This is a genomic window from Methylophaga sp. UBA3613 (genome assembly GCF_002375415.1).
GTDB lineage: Bacteria > Pseudomonadota > Gammaproteobacteria > Nitrosococcales > Methylophagaceae > Methylophaga.
Genome location: NZ_DFLS01000007.1, coordinates 91,472 through 108,788, shown reverse-complemented (window position 1 = coordinate 108,788; position 17,317 = coordinate 91,472). Strand labels below are relative to the sequence as shown.

Here is a 17,317-nt window from a genome sequence, read left to right as displayed (position 1 = left end):
CAGCGGATAGAGATGGAGCAACTAGCCAGAGTCAGGCCCGTAAATCAGCTGCTAATAACACAGGTTATAGCGTTGGTTGTTATTGTGGCTTGTGTCTTATGGTTACATGGCAAGGATGTCGCCATAGCCGTATGCTTTGGGGGCATGATCAGTGTGGTCAACACACTATTGCTGAAATGGCATTTACTGAGAACAGTCGTTAAGGCTGGTGCCAATCCGGCAAAGAATCTCGGTGGCGTATACAGGTGTATTGCAGAACGATGGGTTTTTACCCTGGCCATGTTTGTGGTTGGCTTCGCGGTGTTTGAATTTTCCGCGTTACCGCTCCTGCTCGGCTTCGTCGCGATACAAGTGGTTTTATTGTTTGGAAATATGAAACAGGCTTGAGACAAACATGGCGGAAGAATTAACAACTTCAGGATACATCAAGCATCACCTGCAAAATCTGACCTTTGGTCCGAAACATGAAGAGATAGAGCCAGGCGTTTGGGCTCCAACAGGTGATTATGGTTTTGCAATGTCTTCTGGTGAAGCAGCGCAAATGGGTTTTTGGTCCATCAATGTCGACACCATGTTTATGTCGATTCTACTTGGCGGTTTGATGATGTGGTTCTTCCGCAGCGTTGCCAAGAAAATCTCCGCAGGTGTCCCAACCAATACACAGAATTTCGCAGAATGGATCATTGAATTTATTGATGATTCAGTACGTGGCTCTTTCAGCGGTGGTAAAAATACCCTGGTTGCTCCGATGGCATTAACCATCTTTGTCTGGATTTTCCTGATGAACCTGATGGACTTAATTCCAGTCGATCTTATTCCTTTAGCTGTAGCACACGGCGCATCAGCAATATTCGGTGTTGATCCTCACGATGTCTTCTTCAAAATCGTCCCAACTACCGATCCAAATGCCACACTCGGCATGGCATTGTTTGTTTTCTTACTCATGCTGTATTACAGCTTCAAAGTCAAAGGCGTCGGTGGTTTCATTGGCGAGTTGACCTTGCAGCCGTTTGGTAAATGGGCGCTGCCTATCAACTTTGTGCTCGAAACTGTCACTTTGATTGCAAAACCATTTTCATTGGCATTACGGTTGTTCGGCAACATGTATGCGGGTGAGATGGTGTTCATTCTGATCGCCACCATGTACGGTGCCGGTCTGGTTCTAGGTTCTTTTGCTGGCCTGTTACAGGTTGGCTGGGCGATTTTCCACATTCTTATTATTACCTTGCAGGCATTTATCTTTATGGTGCTGACCACGGTATATATGGATATGGCGCATCAGGAACATCATTGAGTTTGATTGAGTTGTAACTTTATTTTTTTAGTCTTTAGACGTTTGTAGGAGAGAAAAATGGATATGGGTTTAGTTTATATTGCTGGTGCACTGATGATTGGTTTGGGTGCTCTGGGTGCCGCGATTGGTGTAGGTCTGTTGGGTGGTCGCTTCCTGGAAGCTGCAGCTCGCCAACCTGAATTAGTACCAATGTTGCGTACACAGTTCTTCCTGGTCGCGGGTCTGGTTGACGCGGTACCAATGATCGCTGTTGGTTTGGCAATGTATGTACTGTTCGCGGTAGCTGGTTAAGATTATTAACTCAACTCCCAATAGCGATAAACAAGAGGTACAGGCATGAATATCAATGCAACCTTGATAGGCCAGCTAATTGCCTTTGCGATTTTCGTCGCATTCTGCATGAAGTACGTCTGGCCGCCTATCATGCAGGCGTTGGAAGAACGCAAAAAGAAAATCGCTGATGGTCTGGCTGCGGCAGAACGTGGTCGTCATGAACAAGAGTTGGCAGAAAAACGTGCCCAACAGGTAATTCATGAAGCAAAAGATCAGGCAAGCGAAATTGTTTCTCAGGCTCAACGCCGCGGAAACGAAATTGTCGACGAAGCCAAAGGCACTGCACGTACTGAAGGTGAGCGTATTCTCACATCTGCCCGTGCAGAAATTGAGCAGGAAGCAAACCGCGCCCGTGATGAACTGAGAGCACAAGTTGCATCAGTTGCACTGGCAGGTGCTGGCAAAATCCTTAGTCGTGAGATTGATGACAAAGCCCATACCGACCTGCTCGATGAGTTGGTCAGCCAAATCTAGAGGAATCATAGGATGGCAGAATCAATAACCATCGCTCGCCCCTACGCATCAGCCGTATTTGCGATTGCACAAGAAAAAGGCGACATGCAGGCATGGTCTGAACTGCTCACAGTACTGGCGCAATGCGCTGCTACTCCCGAGGTCGAATCCATTTTGGTGAGTCCTGCGGTCAGTGATGAACAGGCAGTCAATCTGCTTGGTGATATTACTGGTGAACTTAGTACAGATGCTCGTAGTTTTCTGCTGCTTCTGGCAGAAAACAATCGACTGCTATTGTTACCGGAAATCGCAGAGCTATATGAAGAGTTACGCGCCGATGCGGAACAAATGCTGACAGCCGATGTAATAACTGCACGGCCGTTGACAGATGAACAAAAAAGCAAGATTGCAGCCGCACTGAAAAAACGCCTGGGCAAAGAAATAACGCTCAGCGAAAGTGTAGACGAGAGTCTGCTGGGTGGCGCAATCATTCGGGCAGGTGATCTGGTAATTGATGGATCTGCCGTAGGTAAATTGAACAGACTGGCCAGCGCGATAAGCTAAGCGGCCCGTAAAGAGGAAACAGAGATGCAACTGAATTCAGCAGAAATCAGTGACCTGATTAAAAAGCGAATTGAAAGCTTTGACGGGGCTACTGAAGCACGAACAGAAGGCACCGTAGTCGGTGTAACCGATGGTATTGTGCGTATTCATGGTCTTGCCGATGTCATGTCCGGGGAAATGCTTGAGTTTCCAGGCAACACTTTCGGTATGGCTCTTAACCTGGAGCGTGACTCAGTCGGTGCCGTTATTCTGGGCGCTTACCAACATATTTCTGAAGGCGACAAAGTCAAATGTACTGGTCGTATTCTGGAAGTTCCAGTAGGTGAAGGCCTGTTAGGTCGTGTTGTTGACTCACTGGGTAAACCAATTGATGGTAAAGGCGATATTCAAGCCAGCGGCTCTTCTCCAATTGAGAAAGTAGCGCCAGGCGTTATTGCTCGTAAGTCAGTTGACCAACCATTACAAACTGGTCTGAAATCAATCGATGCGATGATTCCAGTCGGTCGTGGTCAACGTGAGTTGATTATCGGTGACCGCCAAACTGGTAAAACAGCTATCGCAGTTGATGCCATCATCAACCAGAAAGGTACAGGCGTTAAATGTATCTATGTAGCGATTGGTCAAAAAGCGTCTTCTATTGCGAACGTGGTTCGTAAACTGGAAGAACACGATGCACTGGGTCACACCATTATCGTTGCGGCTTCTGCTTCTGATTCAGCTGCTTTGCAATTTATTGCTCCTTACGCGGGTTGCTCAATGGGCGAATACTTCCGTGATAAAGGCGAAGATGCACTGATCATCTATGATGACTTAACCAAACAAGCCTGGGCTTACCGTCAGGTATCCTTGTTGTTACGTCGTCCACCAGGTCGTGAAGCTTATCCTGGTGACGTTTTCTACCTTCACTCACGCTTGCTGGAACGTGCAGCACGTGTAAACGAAGATTATGTAGAAAAACTCACTAATGGTGAAGTGAAAGGTAAAACCGGTTCTTTGACTGCGTTACCTATCATTGAAACTCAGGCTGGTGACGTTTCTGCTTTCGTACCGACCAACGTAATTTCGATTACAGACGGTCAGATCTTCCTGGAAACTGACTTGTTCAACGCCGGTATCCGTCCTGCAATTAACGCGGGTCTGTCGGTATCTCGTGTTGGTGGTGCAGCTCAAACCAAGATCATCAAGAAACTGGGTGGTGGTGTTCGTCTTGATTTGGCTCAGTATCGTGAACTGGCAGCGTTTGCTCAGTTTGCTTCTGACCTTGATGAAGCAACCCGCGCACAAATCAGCCGTGGTCAGCGTGTTACCGAGTTGATGAAGCAGAAACAATATCAACCATTATCGATTGCTGAAATGGCGTTTTCATTGTTCTCAGCCAACGAAGGCTTCCTGGATGATGTTGACGTCAGCAAAGTCGGTTCATTTGAAGCGTCACTGCTGTCAACCATGCGTTCACAGCATGCTGAGCTGATGGACACAATCAACACTACTGGTAATTTTGATGACAATATCGCTGGCCAAATGCGCAGCGCGATTGAAAAATTCAAAGCCAACGGTAGCTGGTAAGCGAGGCATAATTCATGGCTAGCGGTAAAGAGATACGTACGCAGATAGCAAGCATCAAGAGCACGCAGAAGATCACCTCTGCGATGGAAATGGTGGCTGCCAGTAAAATGCGTAAGGCTCAGGAACGCATGGCGGCAACACGTCCTTATGCTGACAAGATCTTAAATGTTATTCAGCATTTGGCGTTTGCCAATCCGGAATACAGACATCCTTATTTGCAGGATCGTGAAGAGAAACAACGTGTAGGTTATATCGTGGTTTCTTCGGATCGTGGTTTGTGCGGTGGTTTGAACAATAATCTGTTCAAGGAAGTGCTGCACGAAATCAAATCCAAGTCAGATAAAGGCTTGCAGGTTGATATCTGTGCAATTGGTCAAAAAGCCTCAACATTCTTCAGCCGCTTGCCAGTGAACATGGTTGCACAGGTTACCCAATTGGGTGATGCACCACGCGTTCATGAATTGATTGGTAGCATCAAGGTTATGTTGGATGCTTACGAATCAGGACATATTGATAGTCTGTACCTTGTTTATAACCAGTTTGTGAACACCATGACGCAGGAAGACACGTTTATTCGTCTGCTACCTGCGACACCAGGTGCGCCAAGCGAGGAAATGTCCCATCACTGGGATTACATTTACGAGCCGGATGCGAAAGAAGTTTTGGATGATTTGCTGGTCCGTTACATCGAGTCAGTGGTTTATCAAGGCGTTGTTGAAAACATTGCTTCTGAACAAGCATCGCGCATGATTGCGATGAAAAATGCGTCTGACAATGCCGGCGATCTTATTGATGACCTGCAACTGGTTTACAACAAAGCTCGCCAGGCTGCGATTACACAGGAAATCTCTGAGATTGTTGCGGGTGCCGCTGCGGTCTAACTGAATTAAAAGGGCTGAGCAGCCCGAACTTATTTGAAAGAGGAAGCAAGATGAGCTCTGGAAAGATTGTACAAATTATCGGTGCGGTCGTTGACGTGGAATTTCCCCGCGACAGTCTGCCAAATATCTATGATGCCTTGATGGTTGAAGAGGCTGGTTTAACCCTTGAAGTACAGCAACAGCTTGGCGACGGCGTAGTCCGCACCATTGCAATGGGTACTACAGACGGCCTGAAGCGCAGCTTAGCCGTATCAAATACCGGTAAAGCTATCAGCGTTCCAGTCGGTCAAAAAACACTGGGCCGTATCATGGACGTATTGGGTAACCCAATCGATGAGAAAGGCGACATCGGTGAAGAAGAGCGTTGGGGTATTCACCGCAAAGCACCTGCGTTTGATGAGCTGTCTGCCAGTAACGAATTGCTGGAAACCGGTATCAAAGTAATCGACCTGGTTTGCCCTTTTGCTAAGGGTGGTAAAGTCGGTCTGTTTGGTGGTGCCGGTGTAGGTAAAACCGTCAACATGATGGAGCTTATCCGTAACATCGCTATCGAGCATAGTGGTTTCTCGGTATTCGCTGGTGTTGGTGAGCGTACTCGTGAAGGTAACGACTTCTACCACGAAATGACTGACTCAAACGTTATCGATAAAGTATCACTGGTTTACGGTCAGATGAATGAGCCACCTGGTAACCGTCTGCGTGTTGCGTTGACTGGTCTGACCATGGCGGAATTCTTCCGTGATGAAGGTCGTGACGTATTGTTCTTCGTTGATAACATCTACCGTTACACATTGGCCGGTACCGAAGTATCTGCATTGTTGGGTCGTATGCCTTCTGCGGTAGGTTACCAACCAACATTGGCTGAAGAAATGGGTGTATTACAAGAACGTATTACATCTACTAAGACTGGTTCTATCACCTCTATCCAAGCGGTATATGTACCTGCGGATGACTTGACTGACCCATCTCCAGCAACCACCTTCGCTCACTTGGATGCGACGGTTGTATTGTCACGTTCAATTGCTGAATTGGGTATCTACCCTGCGATTGACCCGTTGGATTCAACTTCACGCCAGCTGGATCCGTTGGTTGTTGGTAACGAGCATTATGATATTGCCCGTGGTGTTCAAAACACTCTGCAACGTTATAAAGAACTGAAAGATATTATCGCGATCCTGGGTATGGATGAATTGTCTGAAGAAGACAAACTGTCTGTATCACGTGCTCGTAAAATTCAGCGTTTCATGTCACAGCCATTCTTCGTTGCTGAAGTATTCACCGGTGCACCTGGTAAATATGTTTCACTGAAAGATACCTTGGCTGGTTTCCGTGGCATTCTGGATGGTGAATATGATTCACTGCCAGAACAAGCGTTCTACATGGTTGGCACCATTGATGAAGCGATTGAGAAAGCCAAAAAGTACTAATCTCTTGGGAGGTAGCTGATGGCTATGACAATTCATGTTGACATCGTAAGTGCTGAAGAATCCATTTATTCTGGATTGGTAGAAGCGGTAATTGCCTCGGCACAAGAGGGTGAGGTGGGTATTTACCCACGTCACGCTCCATTGCTGACACGTTTAAAAGCCGGCGAAGTGCGTTTACTGAAAGATGGTAAGGAAGAGCAGTTTTATATTTCCGGTGGCATTTTAGAAGTTCAGCCACACATCGTCACTATTCTGGCCGATACCGCATTACGCGCTGATGACGTTAATGAAGCCGCTGCTTTGGAAGCCAAAGCAGCAGCTGAAAAAGCGCTTAATGATAAATCTGCGAAACTGGACTTTGCTGAAGCACAAGTTCAATTGGCAGAAGCAATGGCACAGTTACGCGCCATTGAAAGAGCACGTAAAACACGTAAGCATTAATCACGAAAGTGATGACCCAGAAAAGGCTGTCTTCGGACGGCCTTTTTTGTTTGCAGGTCTTTGCTAAACTACAAAGCTGTTACAAGGAATCTTCATTATGTCTCTGGCTATTATTATTCTCGCTGCCGGTAAAGGCACCCGCATGAAATCCGCCAAACCCAAGGTGATGCACACCCTGGCGGGAAAACCCATGTTACAACACGTCATTGATACCGCTAAACAGCTTTCTCCAAGCCAGTTAGCCGTAGTGTGTGGTAATGGTGCTGACGAAGTCGTGCCGTTTCTGCAAAATCAGCAAATTGATGTTGTGATGCAGCATGAACAGAAAGGCACTGGTCACGCAGTAGAGCAGGCCAAAGCCAGTTTCGCTAACAGCGAACAGGTGTTGGTGTTGTATGGCGATGTACCGTTAATTACAGCGGATACGCTGCAGGATTTGATTGAATCAGGTGATAACAACAGCCTGAAAGTACTGACAGCAATATTGGACGATCCCACCGGCTATGGCCGTATTGTGCGTGACTATGATGACAATATGCTGTGCATCACCGAAGAAAAAGATGCCGACGAAGAAACCAAACTGATCAACGAAATCAACACCGGCATTATGTGTATTCCGGCTAAATGGCTCACCGAAGCCTTATCACAGCTAGATAACAATAATGCCCAGGGCGAATATTATCTGACCGATCTGATTGCCAAAGCGGTTAACCAGGGCATCGAAATTAACTCAGTCACCTGTGAAGATGAAATGGAAGTGGCCGGTATCAATAACCGTGTCCAGCTTGCTGAGGTTGAAAGTTACTATCAGCAACTCAAAGCAACCGACCTGATGATGTCAGGTGTTACTTTCCGTGATCCAGCACGGGTGGATATCCGTGGTGATATCAAGGCAGGGCAAGACATCACTATTGATATCAATGTCATCTTCGAAGGCAATAACACCATCGCTGATAATGTCAGCATCGGTGCCCATTGTATTATTATCAATAGCATCATCCACGAAGGTGCTGAAATTCTGCCCAACAGTATTATTGAAAATGCTGAAGTGGGTACTAACTGCTCAGTAGGTCCCTTTGCCAGACTACGTCCCGGCACCAAGCTTGCCGCCAAAGCCAAAGTGGGTAACTTCGTAGAAGTCAAAAATGCCAATATTGGTCTGGGCTCGAAGATCAATCATCTCAGTTATATTGGTGATACGGATATGGGGGCAGATGTAAATATCGGGGCAGGCACCATCACTTGTAATTATGATGGGGCGAATAAGCATCGTACGGTGATTGGGGATCGGGTGTTTGTGGGATCGGATACGCAGTTGGTTGCGCCTGTCACTGTTGAGGATGGGGCTACGATTGGGGCTGGGTCTACTATTCGGAAAACAGTGCCTGGAGATGCGTTAACGTTGACTAAGTCGGAGCAGAAGACGGTTAAGGGTTGGCAGAGGCCGGTTAAGAAAAATTAGACTCGGATTAATTTGCGAAGGATAGTAACGTTAAAAAATTACTTGGAAAAGGAGATTCAGTTGAAAAAGTTAACAATCTTGGAGGGTGATTTTGAAGCGACGGACTGGGATATAGATTCATATGAGATTTCTAAAGGATTCTTCTCAAAACAAAAGATTCCTTATTCTGAAATTGTAGACGTAACAACCCAAGAAAAAATAAAAAACAAACACTATGTAACTGTCAAGACAAGTAAGGATAACGAATTCAAAGCTTCAATGACTGACAATGCTTATAAAGTATTTTACGAAAACTATTTGAAGCATGGGAACAAACCAAAAAATGTTGCACTTCCAGTTGAGGAAAAAGATAAGTTATTGATTGGTGGTGCAATTGTAATCGGAATAATTATTCTTGTTAGCAATCTGAATAACAATAACCAAAAAAAGTTATCTGATGAGGATGCTAAAACGCTTTGCGCCAACTACATAGGTAAAATTTTTGGTCATTCGCCATCGATTATCTCGACTGAGTTACTAAAAAAAGATGGTGGTTTTTTTATAAAAGCTAGTTATAGAAGGTCATCAGATAACTCTATGTGGGACAATGTTTGCCATATCTCTGGTGATACGATTACTTGGGCAGGCTTGAATAATGGTGAACCTGGCCGTTGGCGCTACGAGGATGATGCAACCATTTACTATAGTTCTGACTTGAAGACATTCAAAATACGATATTAATTTCGGACTAAAGCACGGTTGATTGGGTTGATGAACGGAACCCAACTAGCGGGACCATAACCATAATCCTATAGCTGCCGCGGGGCGTTCATTTATTTTGCTTGTCCAAAATAAACGAACCAAACAAAAAGACAGCCCATGCTCGCCCTGCGGGTTCCCTGCGCTTCTCGATCTGGTCGGGCATGACGGAAACTCGCTGCGCTCAAACAGCCGTCATGCTGATCCGACCAGCTCTGCGATGCTCGGCTTCGCATAAGGGCATTATTGAGATCTTTCCCGTAGGTTAGTACTGAGATTGCGAAGCCCAACGTTTGGAATTTCACGCAAAAGATTGTTGGGCTTCATTTGATTCAGCCCAACCTACAGCCAATCCCAAATTCCCCTTTTGTGCTGCCGGTAAAAATGGTTATCTCAGGATCAGAAATCGGAATGTCTGAGCGCAGCGAGTTTTTTCGATTTCCCTGAGATAGCCATTTTTATCGGGGAGCCGCAGGCCAGCACAAGGGGTGCCTTTTCTTTTGGTTCGTTTTCTTTGGGCAAACAAAGAAAATGAACTCGGCCCAAAGGCTGAAACATTTTTTTCCTAATGTTTTAATTATGGATTGTTGGGTTTCATTGCGTTCAACCCAACCTACAAATTTTTAACCAGAACTCACAATTATCATTACAGAAAAAATCCTATATAAAATCGGATTAATACTGAACGACTGTCTTTATCACAAAGCCTAATATTAGACGATTTCCAGAATATCGGATTTACCATCAATCCAACATTTAAAAGGACATTATTGTGAGAGTTCTATTAATCATTTCGATGTTATTAAGTTTTACTGCAACAGCATTTGCAGAAGACCAAATTGAACGGATGACGGCGGAGAAAATGCAGTCATTTCGTGCTGATGAGGTGAATTGGCAACCGGAGGCGATTCTGCCTAAAGGAGCTGAAAGTGTTATTTTGCTTGGCGATCCGACTAAAGCGGGCGTGTTTATCGCCTGGCTGAAATTCCCACCAAATTATCCAATCCCAGCGCATACGCATCCATACACCGAAGTTATTACCGTGTTGAAAGGCCAATTAGGCAATGGCATGGGGGAGACATTTGATAAGGAAAATGGTGAGGTGTTGAACGTAGGTGATAGCTTTGTACTGCCAGCTGGTCATGCCCATTATGTATGGACTTCGGAAGAGGAAACAGTTGTGGAGTTGATTGCAACTGGACCGTGGGATATCACCTACATCGATCCCGCAGATGATCCTCGAAACTAAGACTACACATTGTCTTTGTGCGTTAAAAATGGGGCCTATGCAGACAATTCATAAAAATCCCCACTAGCATCGTTGTGTTAGTGGGGAGGGGGCATAGAGTGCAATGAAGTAGTTAGCAATTACCTTTTTTTGCCTGGCCAGGTGGGCAAAAGCGCTGTGAAGATCGAGGTTCTATATATGTTCTATGTGTGGAGTTACCATCCTCAGTAGTATTAACGGCAGCTCCCGTTGCACCTCCAATCCCTCCACCTATGATTGCACCATCTCTGCCACCAACTTCATTTCCCACTGCTGCCCCAATCGCACCGCCAACGGCTCCACCTATGGCTGCATCAAGGGTAGAGGAGTCATCTGCAATAGCAATTGAAGATGACACTAAAAGACCCAAAATTAGATAAGTTAATTTCATCTGTTTTTTCCTTAATTATACTTAGCTAGTAGCTAGCATAGAGTAATGTTGTGATTTAGATGTGAACAAATGGGATTTACAATTTCAGCTATGCAAAGAAAGGAGCGGTCGTAAAGCAACCGTCTGTTTTACGCTTCAGCTAATGTCATAGCCTGCTGGTAATTTCTTAAACCCATTTTATCAATCAGGCCAAGTTGTTGTTCAAGCCAATGGGTGTGATCCAGTTCGGTATCTTCCAGTTGTTTAAGTAACATCTGGCGAGTTTCGTAATCATCTTCTTTTTCACACAGCGCGATACCTTCCCGCAGGTTTTTGACCACAGCATATTCCAGATCCAGATCATTTTGCAGCATTTCCGGTACGGTGTGACCTACACGTAGCGGTTCGCGGTGTGTCAGGTCGGGCATGCCTTCCAGAAACAAAATACGCTTGATCATCTGATCGGCATGGTCGGTTTCATCCTGCATTTCATGAGAAATACGGTTATATAATCGTGTCAGCCCCCAGTCTTCGTACATTCTGGAATGAATGAAATATTGGTCCATCGCGGTCAGTTCACCGGCGAGCAGTGTGTTGAGCAAATCGATGACTTTTTGACTGCCTTTCATAAGCTTTCCTTTTGTTGCTCGTTTGAGCTCTGAGCGTGTATTAATGCCGTTAAGCTTGCATTATCTGCAGGCACTTGTCACGCCCTAGAGATTTTCACGAAAGGAAATTTTATGTGATGCTCTGTAATGAGAGCATCACATAAAGCTAATTAATTTTTTTCTGTTGATTCGTTGTCAGTATCGTTAGCTTGGGCGATCTCTTTTGTTTGTTTGACTGGAATGACGATATTACCTTGATAGGTACGATGTTTGTCAGTAATGGCATCGGTAATACCAAAATCCCAGAAAATGACGCTGGCAGCGAATTTACCTGATTCAAACTCGCTCACAATCGAACCATCAGTTTCCCTGCCATCCTCTGTACTGCAGGCGTAAATCAGAGAGTCATCCGAGCGTCGGATCATGGCAGTACCAGGCATATCTAGTTCCCAGACACCACGCTTATTATGGAATTTACATTCACCCTCACTTCCATCAGAAAATGAGGCAGTTAAAGGAACGGTGGGATCATTTACGATAGTGGCGCAGCCGGAAAAAAGCATAGCCGAAGATAAAGCGATAATTAATTTAGTGTTCAAAGTTATGTCCTATTAAAATTATCCATAGATGTATGAACAGCTAAATATGTTTATCAGCGCGTCCATGCCAGCAGAATAATAGCAGCATAAAAGCAAGTTAGTGCCATTTTTGACCTGATATCTACGATAAAAATAACGCAACTTTCAATAAGTTCCCCCAAAGTCAGTAAAAATTGACAGAATTGTTACATTTCTTTACATTACGCAAATCTAAATCACTATCATTTAGCTTTACTAAATCGTTTGGGAATCTGTAATGTATCCATCTGTTCAAAAAAACCGGTTGTTTTGTGCCCCGGCCGTCTTGGCTATGTTCGTATTTACAGCTAATGCTATCGCTGAAGAAACCGAAGAAAAGTCTCTGGATTTGCCGATAGTAGAAGTAACTTCTACTGGTGCTGATGCGTTAGGTTATATCGAGCTGGAAGAAGAGCCAGTTGTTGGTAAATTAAATGTGCCAATAATGGATCAGCCATTTTCGATGTCTATTATCGATGATGATTTCATGAAAGATACTGGGGCAAAAAATATTCAGGATGCTCTACAGTATACCTCCGGTGTTTACTCTGGCGCATTTGGTGCTGATACCCGAATCGATAGTGCTAAAGTCCGCGGTATTTCCCCTGGCCTTTACCTTGATGGTTTAAGACAACTCTATGGTTCGTATAACAGTGTTCGAACCAACGTTTATGCATTGGAAAGTATTGAGGTACTGAAAGGACCTTCATCCATGTTATACGGACAGGGGGATCTGGGTGGGGTTATCAATTCGGTTTCAAAATTACCCAAATCTGAGCAGCAAGGTGAGATATGGGGACAATATGGTTCTCATAATCGTAAGCAGATTGCATTTGATGTGACTGGCCCTGCGACAGATGACGGCAAACTACTGTATAGAGTTGTTGGTTTACAACGAGATGCTGATACTCAGGTCGATCATGTTGAAGATGATGGTTATGTAATTGCTCCATCTATAACGTGGCGTCCCACAGATGACACAACATTTTCTTTCTTATTAAATCGCCAGGAAAATAGAGGCCAGGTTTCTGCTCAGTTTTTGCCACAAACCGGCACACTTGATCGAGGACCTTTAGGTTATGTCGGCTCAGAAACCTTTGTTGGTGAGCCTGACTGGGATCGATATGATAGAGAGAAAACGGAATTAACTTTCTTTTTTGATCACAAATTTAATGATATCTGGTCATTTTCTACTACCGCTCGTTACACAGAATCTAGTACCAAAACTCGCGAGCATTGGGCCAGGGTGGGAGGAGTTGTTTCTCCTGAAGGCAATATTGCACGAAGTATTCATACAGCTGATCGTCAAACTAGAATTTTTAATCTAGATACGCGTCTTTCAGGTGTCTTTGATTTGGGTATAACCCGTCATAACCTTATTATTGGCTGGGATAGACAGGATGCATTATGGGAGGAAGAAAATTATATTTCTAATTCAACCGGTGGTGGAATTATTAATCTTTATGATCCGCAATACGGAAACTTAAATACTGCCGCCCTAGCGAATCCGGTAGATCGTGATGATAATGAAATACAACAAGTTGGTATCTACCTGGCTGATCATATCGAAATTGGGAAAGTGGTTTTATCGGCTGGTTTACGGCGTGATTTCGCCAAAAACCGGAAACTTGCTGTAAACGGACCCAATGTCACGAGTGATGAGCAGGAAACAACTGGAAGAATTGGATTAATGTACAGGTTTGATAATGGTTTATCGCCATACATCAGTTACTCCGAAGCATTTAGCATGAACCTCGGTACTGATGGCACTTCTGCAGCCAATACCTTAAAACCCACCACCGGTGAGCAAGAAGAAATTGGTATTAAATATCTCTCTCCAGATAAAACATTGGCTGTCACAATGGCTTATTTCGATATTACGGAAACCAATCGTATCGTTCAGGGACAGACTCCTGGTGGTGTTGAGCAGGTTGGTTCAGTCATTGATGGTTGGGAACTGCAAATTAACAAACGCTGGCAGAACTTCGAAACTCAATTTGCTTATACGGACTTAAACGCAAAAAATGATAATACCGGAGACCGACTGTCTGCCTTGGCTGAAAAAACTGGTTCATGGTGGAATAAACTCTACCTGGGAAATAATTGGCGTGTTGGTGCAGGCATTCGCTATATTGGTGATGTTGTAGGAGGCGGTGGTGCTCCGGAGATTCCTTCTGAAACGCTATATGACGCCATGATTGGTTATGCCGTAGGTGATTGGGACTTCACTGTTGATGCGAAAAACCTGACTGATGAAGAGTTTATTTCATGGTGTCGTGGAGAAGGTTTCGATTGTGGTTACGGCGAACGTCGTAGCGTAGCGGCTAATGTGCGTTACAGCTTCTAATTAAAATTAAACCACACAAGATAAGCCCCGAAAGGGGCTTTTCTTTTATAACTAAAACTTATGCCGGTTATCTGTGAACAGTGAATTATCGGTAATAGCGATGATCCCGATGTTCGTAATTCCGATGATTTCCTCTGGATTCGTAGCGATACTGGTCACGGTTATTACCATAGTCACGATAGGATTTAGGATGTTGTTTATGCTTTGAATAATATTTTTTTGGCTGGTGGTAATGGTGTTTATGTTTTGAATAATACTTTTTTGGTTGATGGTAATGATGCTTGTTATAGCTGTAACGAGGAGCATGGTGTTGTACGACATAACCATGATGGCGGTGATCCACATAGCCGGTTGGATACCCAAGCCCGATATTTATTCTGACATCGGCTCTGGCCTGATTTACTGAAAAACCGATGATAAATAATGAAAACATCAGCAATATGGATGTTTTGGTAATTTTTGAATTAGACATTATGCTTACCTCACTTTAAGAGCCTTGTAACTAATAAGCAGCTTAGGTCTTTTGTTTGTAAGTTTGGTTCAAGCTATGTAAATGTAGGTAAATATTAAGATAAATGCAGAGATTATGGTGATTAAAGGCTTTTTTCTATCAAGCGCCACTATTCAGCTCAGGTAGGCGGCCAACACAATCCAGGTCATCGCTTTAGCTTTTTGTGCTGCCGTTAAATCATCCTGGACATGGGCCATAACAATAGCCCCTTCTTTTAACAGGCTAATGGACTCGGTGATATATTGAATGGTTGACTCGCTGATTCCCAGGGCACGAATCTGTCTTTCAATTAAGCTGTTAATTCTGGTTTTATGCTGCTGGCATTGAAGATATACGGGGTGATTTGGATCGTTATATTCCGCACAAGTGTTTATAAAAAAACAGCCATGGAAATCTGTTAGCACATCAACACGATTATGCATCCAGTCATCAACTGCATCAAATAATTCATTCAGTCCATCATAGCCTGGTTTTACCTGTTCAAGCCGCGACGCTAGCCAGTTGTAAAATTTATCATCACGATATTCGACTACTGCCTGTACCAATTCTTCTTTACTGGCAAAGTGATGATAAAGGGTTTTTTTCGCAATCCCGGCTGTTTGCAGAATCTGATTAATCCCTACTGCATGAATACCATTTTGATAGAACAGATTAAATGCGGTGTGAATTAATTGCTGACGTTTATCCATAGTGAACACCTATAAAAACTTCACCAAGTTTGACAGAGGTATACCGATCTGTCTATTCTTGATGTAGACAAATCGGTATACCTTAAATTGGGAGACAAACAATGCAGCAAAATGAACAGAAGCCCCCATTTCCACCATTTACAATCGAGACAGCGAAACAAAAAGTTCGAATGGCTGAAGATGGTTGGAATAGTCGTGATCCGGAAAAAGTTGCTTTAGCTTACACCGTTGACAGTCAGTGGCGAAATCGTGCGGAATTTCCTGTTGGACGTGAACAGATCAAAGCTTTTTTACAGAAAAAATGGCAACGCGAAATGGAGTATCGATTGGTAAAAGAGCTTTGGGCTTTTACCGAAAATCGGATTGCGGTTCGCTTTGCCTATGAGTGGCATGATGAACAAGGGCAGTGGTATCGCTCGTATGGTAATGAAAATTGGGAATTTGATGAAAATGGGTTGATGAAAACCCGCTATGCCAGCATTAACGATCTGCCTATAAATGAAGCTGAACGTAAACTGGTTTGGCCACAGGGCCGACGTCCGGATGATTATCCTGGCCTCAGTGAGATGGGACTATAAATAATAATATTATCTGCTAATTAATTAGCAAACATCTCTATAATCCACACGTAATTCAATACCTAGAGAGAAAGTTATGGCCAGCGTTGGTTTACTTGCATTAATTGATGATATTGCCACGTTACTTGACGATGTAACGCTGATGACAAAAGTCGCTGCTAAAAAAACAGCCGGTGTGTTGGGCGATGATCTTGCCCTAAATGCTCAGCAGGTAAGCGGCATAGATGCCAGCAGAGAATTACCCGTTGTCTGGGCTGTCGCTAAGGGATCTTTAATAAATAAATTGATTCTGGTTCCGGCTGCCTTGGCAATTAGTGCTTTTTTGCCATGGCTAGTCACTCCGTTAATGATGATGGGAGGCTTATATCTTTGTTTTGAAGGCGTTGAGAAGTTGGCGCACAAGTACATTCATGATGAGGCAGAAGACGACGCGCATCATAATGAATTAGTCCATGCGGTGACGACACCTGAAATTGATATTGCTGAATTCGAAAGGAGCAAAATTAAAGGGGCGATACGCACAGACTTTATTTTATCTGCAGAAATAATTGTTATTTCATTAGGAGTTGCTCAAGGGGCTCCGATAATGACACAAACTATCGTGGTTTCATTAATTGCCTTAGTAATGACCATTGGTGTTTACGGCTTAGTCGCCGGAATTGTGAAGTTTGATGATGCCGGATTGGCACTTATTACCAGCGCAGGAAAAGACTGGTTTGCAAAAATTAAACGTGCAGTGGGACAGAGCATTTTATGGCTTGCCCCCAAATTTATGAAATTTTTATCAGTCGTTGGAATGTTGGCTATGTTTCTGGTTGGCGGCGGAATTTTAGTGCATGGTTTAGCTTTTCTGCATCATTGGCTGGAAAGCCTGAATGTAGGAAATGCGGTAGGTGCTTTTATCGTTCCACAACTTTTTAACGCAGGAGTGGGTGTAGTTGCAGGCGCTATAGTGCTACTAATGATTCAAGGCATTAAACGGGTTGCAAGATAAAGAGTTTTAATCCCAACAGAAAGTATTTGAAGCGGGTACACCTTTGCAATTTATTTTGCAGCAATATCCTCCAAGCTTGTATAGGAAAAATACATCGGTATTGATGAAATAACTTATATTCTGGAGGGACGATCTTGGATGGACTTCAGCAACAGCTGTTTGCTGTGAATCTGATGG

At 44.1% G+C, this 17,317-nt stretch carries 20 protein-coding genes; 15 read left to right on the top strand and 5 right to left on the bottom strand.

What is annotated here, in order from left to right:
• The first annotated feature begins 12 nt into the window (after positions 1-12).
• The 12 genes from B3S93_RS09155 (at position 13) to B3S93_RS09100 (ending at position 10,408) form a co-directional block, all read left to right on the top strand.
• Positions 13-387, top strand: coding sequence for an ATP synthase subunit I (locus B3S93_RS09155; protein WP_292358496.1), 375 nt, complete (start codon positions 13-15; stop codon positions 385-387).
• Positions 388-394: 7 nt separating this feature from the next.
• Positions 395-1,294: a F0F1 ATP synthase subunit A gene (atpB, locus tag B3S93_RS09150; protein ID WP_292402614.1), complete on the top strand. Its 900-nt coding sequence runs from the start codon at positions 395-397 to the stop codon at positions 1,292-1,294.
• A 57-nt stretch (positions 1,295-1,351) separates the two neighbouring features.
• The gene (gene atpE, locus B3S93_RS09145; RefSeq protein WP_007144166.1) at positions 1,352-1,585 is read left to right on the top strand and encodes a F0F1 ATP synthase subunit C; all 234 of its coding nucleotides are present in this window, start codon (positions 1,352-1,354) and stop codon (positions 1,583-1,585) included.
• A gap of 45 nt (positions 1,586-1,630) precedes the next feature.
• On the top strand, positions 1,631-2,101 hold the full coding sequence (locus tag B3S93_RS09140; protein WP_014705460.1) for a F0F1 ATP synthase subunit B: 471 nt from the start codon (positions 1,631-1,633) through the stop codon (positions 2,099-2,101).
• Positions 2,102-2,113: 12 nt separating this feature from the next.
• Complete coding sequence (locus B3S93_RS09135; RefSeq protein WP_286845423.1) at positions 2,114-2,644, top strand: F0F1 ATP synthase subunit delta; 531 nt, start codon at positions 2,114-2,116, stop codon at positions 2,642-2,644.
• Positions 2,645-2,668: 24 nt separating this feature from the next.
• Positions 2,669-4,210: a F0F1 ATP synthase subunit alpha gene (atpA, locus tag B3S93_RS09130; RefSeq protein ID WP_292402617.1), complete on the top strand. Its 1,542-nt coding sequence runs from the start codon at positions 2,669-2,671 to the stop codon at positions 4,208-4,210.
• Positions 4,211-4,224: 14 nt separating this feature from the next.
• Positions 4,225-5,091 carry a F0F1 ATP synthase subunit gamma gene (gene atpG / locus B3S93_RS09125; protein ID WP_292358481.1) on the top strand — a complete coding sequence of 289 codons (867 nt, stop codon included), beginning with the start codon at positions 4,225-4,227 and terminating at the stop codon, positions 5,089-5,091.
• Between the two features lie 50 nt (positions 5,092-5,141).
• Positions 5,142-6,518: a F0F1 ATP synthase subunit beta gene (gene atpD, locus B3S93_RS09120; protein ID WP_014705456.1), complete on the top strand. Its 1,377-nt coding sequence runs from the start codon at positions 5,142-5,144 to the stop codon at positions 6,516-6,518.
• A gap of 18 nt (positions 6,519-6,536) precedes the next feature.
• Positions 6,537-6,959: a F0F1 ATP synthase subunit epsilon gene (locus B3S93_RS09115; RefSeq protein ID WP_292358477.1), complete on the top strand. Its 423-nt coding sequence runs from the start codon at positions 6,537-6,539 to the stop codon at positions 6,957-6,959.
• 97 nt (positions 6,960-7,056) lie between these two features.
• A complete protein-coding gene (gene glmU / locus B3S93_RS09110; protein ID WP_292402622.1) occupies positions 7,057-8,421 on the top strand; it encodes a bifunctional UDP-N-acetylglucosamine diphosphorylase/glucosamine-1-phosphate N-acetyltransferase GlmU in 1,365 nt (454 codons plus the stop codon).
• Positions 8,422-8,481: 60 nt separating this feature from the next.
• On the top strand, positions 8,482-9,141 hold the full coding sequence (locus B3S93_RS09105) for a hypothetical protein (protein ID WP_292402624.1): 660 nt from the start codon (positions 8,482-8,484) through the stop codon (positions 9,139-9,141).
• Between the two features lie 790 nt (positions 9,142-9,931).
• On the top strand, positions 9,932-10,408 hold the full coding sequence (locus tag B3S93_RS09100) for a cupin domain-containing protein (protein WP_292402627.1): 477 nt from the start codon (positions 9,932-9,934) through the stop codon (positions 10,406-10,408).
• Between the two features lie 112 nt (positions 10,409-10,520).
• On the opposite strand, the gene B3S93_RS09095 is transcribed toward B3S93_RS09100, so the two are convergent.
• The 3 genes from B3S93_RS09095 to B3S93_RS09085 form a co-directional block, all read right to left on the bottom strand.
• Positions 10,521-10,817, bottom strand: coding sequence for a glycine zipper domain-containing protein (locus B3S93_RS09095; RefSeq protein WP_292402629.1), 297 nt, complete (start codon positions 10,815-10,817; stop codon positions 10,521-10,523).
• Positions 10,818-10,945: 128 nt separating this feature from the next.
• Positions 10,946-11,425 (bottom strand): bacterioferritin, encoded by a 480-nt coding sequence (bfr, locus tag B3S93_RS09090; RefSeq protein WP_292402633.1) that lies wholly within the window; start codon positions 11,423-11,425, stop codon positions 10,946-10,948.
• 149 nt (positions 11,426-11,574) lie between these two features.
• Positions 11,575-12,003 carry a hypothetical protein gene (locus tag B3S93_RS09085; protein ID WP_292402636.1) on the bottom strand — a complete coding sequence of 143 codons (429 nt, stop codon included), beginning with the start codon at positions 12,001-12,003 and terminating at the stop codon, positions 11,575-11,577.
• A gap of 310 nt (positions 12,004-12,313) precedes the next feature.
• Between B3S93_RS09085 and B3S93_RS09080 the strand changes: the two genes are divergently transcribed.
• The gene (locus tag B3S93_RS09080) at positions 12,314-14,368 is read left to right on the top strand and encodes a TonB-dependent siderophore receptor (RefSeq protein WP_292402639.1); all 2,055 of its coding nucleotides are present in this window, start codon (positions 12,314-12,316) and stop codon (positions 14,366-14,368) included.
• A gap of 85 nt (positions 14,369-14,453) precedes the next feature.
• On the opposite strand, the gene B3S93_RS09075 is transcribed toward B3S93_RS09080, so the two are convergent.
• Together B3S93_RS09075 and B3S93_RS09070 are read right to left on the bottom strand one after the other, a co-directional pair.
• Positions 14,454-14,840: a hypothetical protein gene (locus B3S93_RS09075; protein WP_292402642.1), complete on the bottom strand. Its 387-nt coding sequence runs from the start codon at positions 14,838-14,840 to the stop codon at positions 14,454-14,456.
• 152 nt (positions 14,841-14,992) lie between these two features.
• On the bottom strand, positions 14,993-15,568 hold the full coding sequence (locus B3S93_RS09070) for a TetR/AcrR family transcriptional regulator (protein WP_292402644.1): 576 nt from the start codon (positions 15,566-15,568) through the stop codon (positions 14,993-14,995).
• 101 nt (positions 15,569-15,669) lie between these two features.
• On the opposite strand from B3S93_RS09070, the gene B3S93_RS09065 reads away from it, so the two are divergent.
• Together B3S93_RS09065 and B3S93_RS09060 are read left to right on the top strand one after the other, a co-directional pair.
• Positions 15,670-16,146, top strand: coding sequence for a nuclear transport factor 2 family protein (locus B3S93_RS09065; protein ID WP_292402646.1), 477 nt, complete (start codon positions 15,670-15,672; stop codon positions 16,144-16,146).
• A 76-nt stretch (positions 16,147-16,222) separates the two neighbouring features.
• Positions 16,223-17,140, top strand: a complete 918-nt coding sequence (locus tag B3S93_RS09060; protein WP_292402648.1) for a DUF808 domain-containing protein — start codon at positions 16,223-16,225, stop codon at positions 17,138-17,140.
• Positions 17,141-17,317 lie beyond the last annotated feature (177 nt).